The organism is Enterobacter sp. JH25 (assembly GCF_021725435.1).
Classification (GTDB): domain Bacteria; phylum Pseudomonadota; class Gammaproteobacteria; order Enterobacterales; family Enterobacteriaceae; genus Enterobacter; species Enterobacter intestinihominis.
On sequence record NZ_CP091319.1, the window covers coordinates 313741 to 326553 of the forward strand.

The 12813-nt window shown below is 56.9% G+C and carries 12 protein-coding genes; 10 read left to right on the forward strand and 2 right to left on the reverse strand.

The window, feature by feature from the left end:
• Positions 1-77: 77 nt before the first annotated feature.
• Together dusA and pspG are read left to right on the forward strand one after the other, a co-directional pair.
• Entirely contained in the window at positions 78-1073 is a 996-nt protein-coding gene (gene dusA, locus L2Y28_RS01515) for a tRNA dihydrouridine(20/20a) synthase DusA (protein WP_003860304.1), read from the forward strand.
• A gap of 136 nt (positions 1074-1209) precedes the next feature.
• Positions 1210-1452 carry an envelope stress response protein PspG gene (gene pspG / locus L2Y28_RS01520; protein WP_017382623.1) on the forward strand — a complete coding sequence of 81 codons (243 nt, stop codon included), beginning with the start codon at positions 1210-1212 and terminating at the stop codon, positions 1450-1452.
• A gap of 185 nt (positions 1453-1637) precedes the next feature.
• Here pspG and L2Y28_RS01525 read toward each other — a convergent pair whose 3' ends face one another.
• Positions 1638-2621, reverse strand: coding sequence for a quinone oxidoreductase (locus L2Y28_RS01525; protein WP_022646744.1), 984 nt, complete (start codon positions 2619-2621; stop codon positions 1638-1640).
• A gap of 66 nt (positions 2622-2687) precedes the next feature.
• On the opposite strand from L2Y28_RS01525, the gene dnaB reads away from it, so the two are divergent.
• The 8 genes from dnaB (at position 2688) to L2Y28_RS01565 (ending at position 9907) form a co-directional block, all read left to right on the forward strand.
• On the forward strand, positions 2688-4100 hold the full coding sequence (gene dnaB, locus L2Y28_RS01530; protein ID WP_003860298.1) for a replicative DNA helicase: 1413 nt from the start codon (positions 2688-2690) through the stop codon (positions 4098-4100).
• A gap of 16 nt (positions 4101-4116) precedes the next feature.
• The gene (gene alr / locus L2Y28_RS01535; protein WP_022646745.1) at positions 4117-5196 is read left to right on the forward strand and encodes an alanine racemase; all 1080 of its coding nucleotides are present in this window, start codon (positions 4117-4119) and stop codon (positions 5194-5196) included.
• Positions 5197-5217: 21 nt separating this feature from the next.
• Positions 5218-5775 (forward strand): nicotinamide riboside transporter PnuC, encoded by a 558-nt coding sequence (gene pnuC, locus L2Y28_RS01540; RefSeq protein WP_022646746.1) that lies wholly within the window; start codon positions 5218-5220, stop codon positions 5773-5775.
• On the forward strand, positions 5772-6785 hold the full coding sequence (locus L2Y28_RS01545; protein ID WP_022646747.1) for an AAA family ATPase: 1014 nt from the start codon (positions 5772-5774) through the stop codon (positions 6783-6785). The genes pnuC and L2Y28_RS01545 overlap by 4 nt, the downstream gene beginning before the upstream one ends.
• Before the next feature lie 71 nt (positions 6786-6856).
• Entirely contained in the window at positions 6857-8050 is a 1194-nt protein-coding gene (gene tyrB / locus L2Y28_RS01550; protein WP_022646748.1) for an aromatic amino acid transaminase, read from the forward strand.
• Positions 8051-8308: 258 nt separating this feature from the next.
• Positions 8309-9022 (forward strand): acid phosphatase AphA, encoded by a 714-nt coding sequence (gene aphA / locus L2Y28_RS01555; protein ID WP_022646749.1) that lies wholly within the window; start codon positions 8309-8311, stop codon positions 9020-9022.
• Positions 9023-9134: 112 nt separating this feature from the next.
• Positions 9135-9551, forward strand: coding sequence for a secondary thiamine-phosphate synthase enzyme YjbQ (locus tag L2Y28_RS01560; protein WP_022646750.1), 417 nt, complete (start codon positions 9135-9137; stop codon positions 9549-9551).
• 2 nt (positions 9552-9553) lie between these two features.
• A complete protein-coding gene (locus tag L2Y28_RS01565; RefSeq protein ID WP_006810472.1) occupies positions 9554-9907 on the forward strand; it encodes an MmcQ/YjbR family DNA-binding protein in 354 nt (117 codons plus the stop codon).
• Between the two features lie 3 nt (positions 9908-9910).
• Here L2Y28_RS01565 and uvrA read toward each other — a convergent pair whose 3' ends face one another.
• Positions 9911-12733 carry an excinuclease ABC subunit UvrA gene (gene uvrA / locus L2Y28_RS01570; RefSeq protein ID WP_003860287.1) on the reverse strand — a complete coding sequence of 941 codons (2823 nt, stop codon included), beginning with the start codon at positions 12731-12733 and terminating at the stop codon, positions 9911-9913.
• Positions 12734-12813 lie beyond the last annotated feature (80 nt).

Consider the following 12813-nt stretch of genomic DNA (forward strand, 5'->3'; position numbering starts at 1 on the left):
ACCGGAGGCGCTGCGCCTCCGGCTTTTCTTTGTGCTATAGTAGCGCCCCTTTTCCACCAGATGCTTAAAAGTTCGCCATGTCGTCAGAATTTCAGACCGCTTTCCCTGCACATCGTTTCTCCATTGCGCCAATGCTCGACTGGACGGACAGACACTGCCGCTATTTCCTGCGTCAGCTCTCCCGCCATACGCTTCTGTACACCGAAATGGTCACTACCGGCGCAATTATTCACGGCAAAGGCGACTATCTGGCGTACAGCGAAGAGGAGCATCCGGTTGCGCTGCAACTCGGTGGCAGCGATCCGGCTGCGCTGGCGCAGTGCGCGAAGCTGGCCGAAGAACGCGGCTATGACGAGATTAACCTCAACGTCGGTTGTCCGTCCGACCGTGTGCAAAACGGCATGTTCGGCGCGTGTCTGATGGGAAATGCGCACCTGGTGGCGGACTGCATCAAAGCGATGCGCGACGTCGTCTCTATCCCGGTCACGGTCAAAACCCGTATCGGCATAGACGACCAGGATAGCTATGAGTTTCTGTGTGATTTCATCAACACGGTATCAGGGAAGGGTGAATGCGAGATGTTTATCATCCACGCCCGTAAAGCCTGGCTCTCAGGCCTCAGCCCGAAAGAAAACCGCGAGATCCCGCCGCTGGACTACCCGCGCGTGTACCAGCTGAAACGCGACTTCCCACACCTGACCATGTCGATCAATGGCGGTATTAAGTCGCTGGACGAGGCCAAAGCGCACCTCGAACATATGGATGGCGTGATGGTCGGACGCGAGGCGTATCAGAATCCGGGCATTCTGGCGACGGTTGACCGGGAAATCTTTGGCGTTGAGGGTGCTGACACCGATCCCGTGGCCGTAGTGCGCGCCATGTATCCGTACATTGAGCGTGAGCTGAGTCATGGTACGTATCTGGGCCACATTACCCGCCATATGCTTGGCCTGTTCCAGGGCATTCCTGGTGCGCGCCAGTGGCGTCGTTATCTCAGCGAGAACGCGCATAAAGCCGGTGCGGATATTGAGGTACTGGAACACGCGCTGCGTCTGGTTGCGGATAAACGTTAAATTTCGCTAAAAGATGGTCAAATACGCCACGCTCTGCAACACATTGCGGGGCGTTTTGCTTTCAGAACAACAACTTATTTTTGGCATGATTCTTGTAATGATCGCAGCATCATTCGGGAACTCGTGGGAGAGCACCATGCTGGAACTACTTTTTGTGATTGGCTTCTTTATCATGCTGATGGTCACGGGCGTGTCGCTGCTCGGTATTCTGGCCGCGCTCGTTGTGGCCACGGTGGTGATGTTTGTCGGCGGTTTATTTGCCCTGACGATTAAACTCTTGCCGTGGTTACTTCTGGCGATTGCGGTGGTATGGGCCATACGGGCGATTAAATCACCAAAACTGCCGACTTATCAGCGTAATAACCGCTTCCGTTACTAAGGTATTGAGGGGTACGTCACATACCTGCAACTTTTCCGGCAGCAATCTTTAGAACAGAATAGGATTTACTTATCGAATCTGTCACTATGGCTGCCGCTAAAGAATTCATCGAGCTGTACCCTACATACAGCCGAACTAAAAAAAAGAAAGGGCTTCCCATGGGAAGCCCAATTTCTTTTTATGGCTCAGGGAATTAACAGACTTGAGCCCTGGGTTGCCCGGCTCTCCAGCACCTCATGCGCACGTTGCGCATCGGTCAGCGGATATTTCTGCGCTTCTGCCACATCCACTTTGATCACCCCGCTGGCGATCAGCGAGAACAGCTCGTTGCTGGCTTCCTCAAGTTCTTCCCGATTAGTGATGTAACCTTGCAGGGAAGGGCGGGTGACATACAGTGACCCTTTCTGATTCAGAATGCCCAGGTTCACGCCGGTGACAGCCCCGGAGGCGTTACCGAAGCTCACCATCAGCCCGCGACGTTGCAGGCAGTCCAGCGAAGATTCCCAGGTGTCTTTCCCCACCGAGTCATACACCACGCGTACCTTTTTGCCGCCAGTGATCTCTTTCAGCCGCTCAACGATGCTCTCTTCCCGGTAGTTGATCACCTGCCATGCGCCCGCGTCCAGCGCGCGCTGCGCTTTTTGCGCGCTGCCTGTGGTGCCGATCAGCTTCGCCCCCAGGGCTTTCGCCCACTGGCAGGCAATCAGCCCTACGCCACCTGCGGCTGCGTGAAACAGGAATTGCTCGTCAGGCTTAATTTCATAGGTTTTGCGCAGCAGATAATAGACCGTCAGCCCTTTCAGGAATGAGGCGGCAGCCTGCTCGAAGCCGATCGCATTTGGCAGAAGCGCCGCTTTCTCGGCCGGAACGTTATGGATGGAGCTGTAAGCGCCCAGCGCCGACTGCGCATACACCACGCGATCGCCTTCCTTAATGTGCTTAACCGCGCTGCCCACTTTGCTGACGATACCGGCCGCCTCGGTGCCCAGTCCGCTCGGCATCGACGGAGGCGGATAGAGACCGCCGCGAATATAGGTATCGATGTAGTTAATGCCGATCGCTTTGTTTTCAACCTGGATTTCGTTCTCGCCAGGTGCCGTGGGGGTAAACTCCACGGCTTGCAGTACGTCTGGCCCGCCATGTTTCTGGAACTCAATGCGTGTTGCCATGCTCCCTCCGTTAGAAAATTATGGTAATCTTTCGACCCACTCTTTATCTCGGTAACTCCATTCACTATGGCAGGAAACAAACCCTTCAACAAACAGACTGAACCCCGTGAACGTGATTATCAGGTCGCCGGGTTAAAAGTCCCGCCGCACTCGATTGAAGCGGAACAGTCGGTGTTGGGCGGTTTAATGCTGGATAACGAACGCTGGGACGACGTCGCCGAGCGCGTTGTTGCGGAAGACTTCTATACCCGCCCGCACCGCCACATCTTTACTGAAATGGCGCGTTTGCAGGAGTCGGGCAGCCCGATCGACCTGATTACACTCGCAGAATCGCTGGAGCGTCTGGGACAGCTCGACAGTGTCGGCGGGTTTGCCTATCTGGCAGAACTGTCAAAAAACACGCCAAGTGCCGCGAACATCAGCGCTTACGCTGATATCGTCCGTGAACGTGCCGTTGTCCGCGAGATGATCTCGGTGGCGAATGAGATCGCCGAGGCCGGTTTCGATCCCCAGGGGCGCACCAGCGAAGATCTACTTGATCTTGCCGAGTCCCGCGTCTTTAAAATCGCCGAAAGCCGTGCGAACAAAGACGAAGGCCCGAAAAACATCGCCGATGTGCTCGACGCCACCGTTGCGCGTATTGAGCAGCTTTTCCAGCAGCCGCACGATGGCGTGACGGGGGTGAACACCGGTTATGACGATCTCAACAAGAAAACGGCAGGTCTTCAGCCATCGGATTTGATTATCGTCGCGGCGCGTCCGTCGATGGGTAAAACGACATTTGCGATGAACCTCGTCGAAAACGCGGCGATGTTGCAGGATAAGCCGGTGCTTATCTTCAGTCTTGAGATGCCCTCTGAACAGATCATGATGCGTTCTCTGGCGTCCCTGTCGCGTGTGGATCAGACCCGCATCCGTACCGGTCAGCTGGACGATGAGGACTGGGCGCGGATCTCCGGTACCATGGGGATTTTGCTGGAAAAACGGAACATCTATATCGATGACTCCTCCGGCCTGACGCCGACGGAAGTGCGTTCCCGCGCGCGCCGTATCGCCCGTGAACACGGTGGCATCGGCCTTATCATGATCGACTACCTTCAGCTGATGCGCGTTCCGTCGCTTTCCGACAATCGTACGCTGGAGATTGCCGAGATTTCCCGCTCGCTCAAGGCGTTAGCCAAAGAGCTGCACGTGCCGGTGGTGGCGCTATCGCAGCTTAACCGCTCTCTGGAACAACGTGCAGACAAGCGCCCGGTCAACTCCGACCTGCGTGAATCCGGCTCCATCGAGCAGGATGCCGACTTAATCATGTTCATCTACCGTGATGAGGTTTATCACGAGAACAGCGATCTGAAAGGGATCGCCGAAATTATTATTGGTAAGCAACGTAACGGCCCCATCGGTACGGTACGTCTGACCTTTAACGGCCAGTGGTCGCGTTTCGACAACTATGCCGGTCCTCAATATGATGATGAGTAATTTCTAAGGAATTCAAATGCAAGCGGCAACTGTTGTGATTAACCGCCGCGCTCTGCGACACAACCTGCAACATCTGCGAGAACTGGCGCCCGCCAGTAAGCTCGTTGCAGTCGTGAAAGCGAACGCTTACGGACACGGTCTTCTTGAGACCGCGCGAACGCTCCCCGATGCCGACGCTTTTGGCGTCGCCCGTCTCGAAGAAGCTCTCCGCCTGCGCGCAGGTGGAATTACGCAACCGATTCTGCTCCTCGAAGGCTTTTTTGAAGCCTCGGACCTGCCGACCATTGCCGATCAGCACCTGCACACGGCGGTGCATAACGAAGAACAGCTGGCCGCGCTGGAAACGGCCGAACTGAGCGAGCCGGTCACCGTGTGGATGAAGCTCGACACGGGCATGCACCGCCTGGGCGTGCGCCCGGAGAATGCCGAAGCGTTTTATCAGCGGCTGTGCCAGTGCCAGAACGTGCGTCAGCCGGTGAATATCGTCAGCCACTTTGCCCGCGCCGATGAGCCTGAATGTGGCGCAACGGAACAGCAGCTTGATATCTTCACCACCTTCTGCGAAGGCAAACCGGGGATGCGCTCCATTGCGGCGTCCGGCGGCCTTCTGCTGTGGCCGCAGTCGCACTTCGACTGGGCGCGTCCGGGGATTATCCTGTATGGCGTTTCCCCGCTTGAGAACAAACCCTGGGGACCGGACTTCGGCTTTAAGCCGGTGATGTCGCTGGTTTCAAAGCTGATTGCCGTGCGTGAGCACAAAGCAGGCGAGCCGGTAGGTTACGGCGGCACCTGGACGAGTGAGCGCGACACGCGGCTTGGCGTGGTAGCGATGGGCTACGGCGACGGCTATCCACGCGCCGCGCCAACGGGTACGCCGGTACTGGTCAATGGTCGCGAAGTGAAGATTGTCGGCCGTGTGGCGATGGACATGATTTGTGTCGATCTGGGACCCGACGCGCAGGATAAAGCGGGGGACGATGCGGTGATGTGGGGCGAAGGCCTGCCGGTAGAGCGTATTGCTGAAATAACAAAAGTGAGTGCTTACGAACTTATCACGCGCCTTACCTCAAGGGTAGCGATGAAATACGTCGACTAATCACAGTATCCGGGAAGGGATATGTCACCATCTGAAATAGCTGCTTGTCTGGCCTATGCGCTCTCTGTCTGGCTGGCGGCCAGAAACAATATCAACACGTGGTGGATCGGTATTCTCGGCAGCGGGCTATACGCCTGGGTCTTCTATTCAGTGCAGCTCTATGCCGATGTTACCCTACAGCTCTTTTTCATTATCACGAGCATAACGGGTTGGGTGCACTGGCTGAAAGGAAACCGCGGAGAGGTATTGCCGGTGCGGCGAACCCGACCCAGACATTTTTTCCTTCTGCTGGCCTGTGCCGTGGCAGTAGCGGCGCTGTACGGGCTTTTATTGCATCGGTATACCAACGCCTGGGCGCCCTGGCTGGACTCCATTATTTTAACCTTTAGCATCCTGGCGCAGTTCATGCTAATGGGCCGGCGCCTGGAGAACTGGTACGTCTGGCTTGCCGTCAATACCCTTGCCGTGCCGCTGTATGCGATGAGGGGCCTGCATTTGACCGCGGTTCTGTATCTGGTGTTCTGGTTTAACGCCTGGCACGGTTTATATCATTGGCGTAAGGAGATCCGCGCGCGATGAAACCTTACGCAGAGGGTCTGATTGTCGGCAAGTTCGCGCCCTTACACGCAGGACATGAATTGCTTATCAACGCTGCGCTTGCCCGGTGCGAGACGGTGTTTATCATCAGCTATTCGCTACCGGAAATGCCGGGGTGCGAACCCGAAAAGCGCCTTCAGTGGCTACAGACGCGTTTCCCGCGGTGTCGTCACCTGGTGTTTTCGCTAGAGATCGCGGCGGGCCATGATATTGAACCGCCGCCGCCCAACGACGCAGATGCCGATCGCCACCGACACTACGTGGCTACCCTGTGCGAACGCTTCTTTCACTGCCGACCGGACGCCGTATTCACTGCGGAGGATTACGGCGATGGCTTTGCCCGCGTATTAAGCCAGCGTTTTGGCAAACCGGTCACGCACGTGCGGCTTCAGCGCCCGGAGGGCCCTGATGCGCCCTCAGGAACGCTTATTCGCTCTGATGTTCATCGCTACCGCGAGATGCTCTCGGCGGAGGTTTACCGGAGTTTTGTCTTTCGAATTTGCTTATTGGGCGGCGAGTCGACGGGCAAAAGCACGCTTTCCCGGGCGTTGGCAGCAGCGCTTAACGCGCCCTATGTCGCTGAGTTCGGGCGCGAATACTGGGAAGAAAAGAACGGAGTACTGGAATGCGACGATCTCCTGCATATTGCGCGCGAGCAGGTGCGGCGTGAGGACGCAGCCAGCACGGCGCCTTATCTGATTTGTGATACGTCGCCCTTAACCACGCTGTTTTATACGCTCGACCAGTATGGCTCGGCGCCTCAGGCGCTGTGCGACTTAGCCGGGCGGGACTACTCGCTGGTTGTACTGTGCGGTGATGAATTTCCCTTTGTACAGGACGGTACCAGGCAAGGCGCGGCGTTTCGCCGCAGGCAGCAGTCGTGGTATATCGCTGAACTGGCGCGCCGAAATATCCCGTATTTACGCGTCACAGGGTCGACGTCTGAGCGTATCGAACAAATTCGTGGGCATATCCAGAAACGGTTTTCATAACCTTCTCGACCTTCTCCTGCTTCCGGTTTATTGTTGAAAATCCTGCCTCATAACAATCCGGAGAACATCGCGTGTTTCAGAAAGTAGACGCCTACGCCGGCGACCCTATCCTCTCCTTGATGGAGCGTTTCAAAGAAGATCCTCGCAGCGACAAAGTGAACCTCAGCATCGGTCTTTATTACAACGAGGACGGCATCATTCCTCAACTGAAAGCCGTTGCCGAAGCCGAAGCGCGTCTTAACGCAACCCCGCACGGGGCTTCGCTTTATCTGCCGATGGAAGGATTAAACACCTACCGCAACACTATCGCGCCGCTGCTGTTTGGTGCGGACCACGCGGTGCTCGCGCAAAAGCGCGTGGCGACTATCCAGACGCTGGGTGGCTCGGGTGCGCTGAAGGTAGGCGCAGATTTCCTGAAAAAGTACTTCCCGGATTCCGGCGTGTGGGTCAGCGACCCGACGTGGGAAAACCACGTTGCGATCTTCGAGGGCGCGGGCTTTAAGGTGGCGACCTATCCGTGGTTCGACAGCGAAACCAACGGCGTACGCGTTGATGCGCTGCTGGAAAAACTGAACACCCTGCCGGAGCGCAGTATCGTATTGCTGCATCCGTGCTGCCATAACCCGACCGGTGCGGACCTCACCAATGCCCAGTGGGATGCGGTGATCGAGGTACTGAAGGCGCGTAACCTGATCCCGTTCCTCGACATCGCCTATCAGGGCTTTGGGGCGGGCATGGAGGAGGACGCCTACGCCATTCGCGCGATTGCCAGCGCGGGTCTGCCTGCGCTGGTCAGCAACTCTTTCTCAAAAATCTTCTCCCTCTACGGCGAGCGCGTCGGCGGTCTGTCCGTGGTGTGTGAAGATGCCGAAGCCGCGGGACGCGTACTCGGTCAGCTGAAAGCGACGGTCCGCCGTATTTACTCCAGCCCGCCGAACTTTGGTGCGCAGGTGGTCGCGACCGTACTGGGCGATGATCAGCTGAAAGCCACCTGGCTTGCGGAAGTGGAAGGCATGCGTAAGCGCATCCTGTCGATGCGTCAGGAGCTGGTTAACGTTCTGAAAGAAGCCGTGCCTGGACATAACTTTGATTATCTTCTCAAGCAGCGCGGGATGTTCAGCTATACCGGACTGAGCGCGGCGCAGGTCGATCGCCTGCGGGAAGAGTTCGGCGTCTACCTGATCGCCAGCGGCCGTATGTGCGTGGCGGGGCTGAATGCCGGCAACGTCCAGCGCGTGGCGCAGGCGTTTGCAGCTGTGATGTAAGTACTCACTACTTATTATCTCCCTCTCCCTGTGGGAGAGGGCTGGGGTGAGGGCATCAGGCCGCAGAAAATCTTGCCCGGTGGCGGCTGCGCCTTACCGGGCCTACATCACTCATCCACACTTTGTGATCGTCTTCTTTTTATTCAGCTTCATAAGCAAAAACTCCTTTTCTTCCCCTCCCGCTGGGGTTATGGTCGGATGGTTTTTGACCATCCGCTCAAAATAAAAAGATAACAAACTGAATATTCAGGGGAAAACATGCGCAAGATCACACTGGCGCTCAGCGCCGCCTGCTTATTGTTCTCGCTTAATAGTACCGTTGTTGCGCGGGCTTCTGCACCCACGCCGCTTTACACCGGAACCACCGCCGCCATTCTTGCCGAACAGGCCCCCATTCACTGGGTTTCAGTGGCACAAATCGAAAACAGCCTGACGGGTCGCCCGCCGATGGCCGTGGGCTTCGATATTGACGATACCGTTCTCTTCTCCAGCCCCGGTTTCTGGCGCGGCAAAAAAACGTACTCCCCGGCCAGCGAAGCCTATCTGAAAAACCCGGAATTCTGGGAAAAGATGAACAACGGCTGGGATGAGTTCAGTATCCCGAAAGAGGTTGCCCGCGCGCTGATCGCCATGCACGTAAAGCGCGGCGACAGCATTTACTTCGTGACAGGACGTAGCCAGACCAAAACCGAAACCGTCTCGAAAACGCTACAGGATGATTTTCTGATCCCGGAGGCCAGCATGAATCCGGTCATTTTTGCCGGGGACCAGGAAGGGCAAAACACCAAAACCCAGTGGCTGGAAAAGAAAAATATCAAGGTGTTCTACGGTGATTCAGATAACGACATCACCGCGGCGCACGACGTGGGAGCAAGAGGCATCCGGGTGTTACGCGCCTCGAACTCCACCTACCGACCGCTGCCAATGGCCGGTAAATTTGGCGAAGAGGTGATCGTTAACTCCGAATACTGATGCATTAACGGCGGGGTGAATGCTTTTTTAAGCAAATCTCGCCGCGCGGGTTTTACCTTTCGCTTTCTTGCTGCACACTTAGAAAGATTCATCTTTCAACACGGAGCAGCACATGTGGTATCAACAGACCCTGACCTTAAGCGCAAAACCACGCGGATTTCACCTGGTGACGGACGAAGTCATCGGGCAAATCCGCAACCTGTCGCGCGTCAAAACGGGTTTGCTGCATCTGCTGCTTCAACACACGTCTGCTTCTCTCACGCTCAATGAAAATTGCGATCCCACCGTCCGGTCTGACATGGAGCGGCATTTTCTGAAAACCGTCCCGGATAACGCCCCGTATGACCATGATTACGAGGGGGCGGATGATATGCCTTCGCACATCAAATCCTCTTTGCTGGGGGTCTCGTTGATGCTGCCGGTCCACAACGGACGGCTGCTGCTGGGAACGTGGCAGGGGATCTGGCTGGGAGAACATCGCATTCACGGTGGTTCGCGTAAAATTATCGCAACGCTACAAGGGGAATAAAGATGACAATTTCGGAGATACTTCAGTACTGCATGAGCAAGCCGGGCGCAGAACAGAGCGTTCACAGCGACTGGAAAGCCACGCAGATCAAAGTGGGTGATGTGTTGTTCGCGATGGTAAAAGAGGTTGAGGGACGTCCTGCGGCATCGCTGAAAACCAGTCCTGAACTGGCCGACTTACTGCGCCAGCAGCACGATGATGTCAGGCCAAGCAAGCATCTGAATAAAGCACACTGGAGTACGGTGTTTCTCGACGGCTCGCTGCCAGATTCGCAAATTTACTACCTGGTAGATGCGTCGTATCAACAGGCGGTAGAACTGCTGCCGGAAACGATCCGACAGCAGCTCTCCGTGTAACGATTACAGCAACGGTTTGAGGAAGCGCGCGGTGTGCGAGGCTTCGCACTCTGCAACGGTCTCTGGCGTACCGGAGACGAGGATTTCACCGCCGCCGCTGCCGCCTTCCGGGCCGAGATCGACAATCCAGTCCGCGGTTTTAATCACGTCCAGGTTGTGCTCAATCACCACGATGGTGTTGCCCTGATCGCGCAGCTGGTGCAGCACGTCCAGCAGCTGCTGGATATCCGCAAAGTGCAGGCCGGTGGTCGGCTCGTCCAGAATATACAGCGTCTGACCGGTTCCGCGTTTGGACAGCTCACGCGCCAGCTTCACGCGCTGCGCTTCACCACCGGACAGCGTTGTCGCTGACTGCCCCAGACGGATATAGGTCAGACCCACATCCATCAGGGTTTGCAGCTTACGCGCCAGCGCAGGGACGGCGTCAAAGAACTCGCGCGCCTCTTCGATAGTCATATCCAGCACTTCGTGGATGGTCTTGCCTTTGTACTTAATCTCCAGCGTTTCGCGGTTATAGCGCTTGCCTTTACACTGGTCGCACGGCACGTAGATATCCGGCAGGAAGTGCATCTCAACCTTGATTACGCCGTCGCCCTGGCACGCTTCACAGCGGCCGCCGCGCACGTTAAAGCTGAAACGTCCTGGCGTGTAGCCGCGCGAACGCGCTTCCGGTACACCCGCGAAGAGTTCACGGACGGGCGTAAAGACGCCAGTATAGGTCGCCGGGTTGGAGCGCGGGGTGCGGCCAATCGGGCTCTGATCGATATCGATAACCTTGTCGAAATGCTCCAGCCCCTGAATGTCGCGGTACGGTGCAGGCTCGGCCAGCGTCGCGCCGTTCAGCGCCGTCTGCGCAATCGGGAACAGCGTATCGTTGATCAGCGTCGATTTACCGGAACCGGACACGCCGGTTATGCAGGTAAACAGCCCGACAGGCAGCGTCAGGGTCACGTCTTTCAGGTTGTTGCCGCGCGCCCCGGTTAGCTTCAGCACTTTTTCCGGGTTCGCCGCCACGCGCTGTTTTGGCACTTCAATTTTGCGCTTGCCGCTCATGTACTGGCCGGTCAGCGACTCGGGCACCGCCATAATGTCTTTCAGCGTCCCTTCTGCCACCACCTGTCCGCCGTGCACGCCAGCGCCCGGGCCGATGTCGATCACGTGGTCTGCGGCGCGAATGGCGTCTTCGTCGTGCTCAACCACAATCACCGTGTTACCAAGGTTACGCAGGTGAACCAGCGTGCCGAGCAGGCGTTCGTTGTCGCGCTGGTGCAGGCCGATAGACGGCTCATCCAGCACGTACATCACGCCGACTAAGCCCGCACCAATCTGGCTCGCCAGACGGATACGCTGGGCTTCACCGCCGGAGAGCGTTTCAGCCGATCGGGAAAGCGTCAGGTAGTTCAGGCCGACGTTCACGAGGAACTTGAGGCGATCGCCGATCTCTTTCAGCACTTTTTCGGCGATTTTCGCGCGCTGGCCGGAGAGCTTCAGGTTGTTGAAGAAGTCCATCGCGTGGCCGATGCTCATGTCTGAGATGGTCGGCAGCGCCGTGTTTTCGACAAACACGTGACGCGCTTCGCGACGCAGACGTGTACCCTCGCAGGTGGCGCAGGAGCGGTTGCTGATGAACTTCGCCAGCTCCTCGCGCACCGCGCTGGATTCGGTCTCTTTGTAGCGGCGCTCCATGTTGTGCAGCACCCCTTCGAACGGGTGGCGACGCACGGAAGTGTCACCGCGATCGTTCATGTACTTGAACTCGATGTTCTCTTTGCCGGAACCGAACAGGATCACTTTATGTACGTTCGCGCTCAGGCTGGCCCACGGGGCTTCAACGTCGAACTTATAGTGCTCTGCCAGCGATTTCAGCATCTGGAAGTAGTAAAAATTACGCTTATCCCAGCCTCGAATGGCGCCACCCGCCAGCGACAGCTCCGGGTTCTGGATCACGCGGTCCGGGTCGAAATATTGCTGAACGCCGAGGCCGTCACAGGTCGGGCACGCGCCCGCTGGGTTGTTGAACGAGAACAGGCGCGGTTCCAGCTCGCGCATGCTGTAGCCGCAAATCGGGCAGGCGAAGTTGGCGGAGAAGAGCAGCTCTTCCGCTTTCGCATCGTCCATGTCTGACACCACCGCCGTGCCGCCCGACAGTTCCAGCGCCGTTTCAAAGGATTCCGCCAGACGCGTCGCCAGATCTTCACGTACCTTAAAGCGGTCAATCACCACTTCGATGGTGTGTTTCTTTTGCAGCTCCAGCTTTGGCGGATCGGACAGGTCACACACTTCGCCATCGATACGGGCGCGGATATAGCCCTGGCTTGCCAGGTTTTCCAGCGTTTTGGTGTGTTCACCCTTACGCTCTTTAATGATTGGCGCCAGCAGCATCAGGCGTTTGCCTTCCGGCTGAGACAGCACGTTATCCACCATCTGGCTGACGGTCTGGGCCGCCAGCGGAACGTCATGATCCGGACAACGCGGCTCGCCCACGCGCGCATACAGCAGACGCAGGTAGTCATGGATTTCGGTAATGGTACCGACCGTAGAACGCGGGTTATGCGATGTGGATTTCTGCTCAATGGAGATAGCAGGAGACAACCCTTCAATGTGGTCGACATCCGGTTTTTCCATCAGCGACAGGAACTGACGCGCGTACGCCGAGAGCGATTCAACGTAACGACGCTGTCCTTCGGCATACAAAGTGTCGAAAGCCAGTGAGGATTTGCCAGACCCCGAAAGCCCGGTCACGACGATGAGTTTGTCGCGAGGGATTATGAGGTTGATATTCTTGAGATTGTGGGTGCGGGCGCCCCGAACTTCGATCTTATCCATTCACCTTTCCCGGTTGGAACACGGATTGCCTGATTTGTTTGAAGGACAAACGGCTGTCAGAAACGGCTAATTATGACACA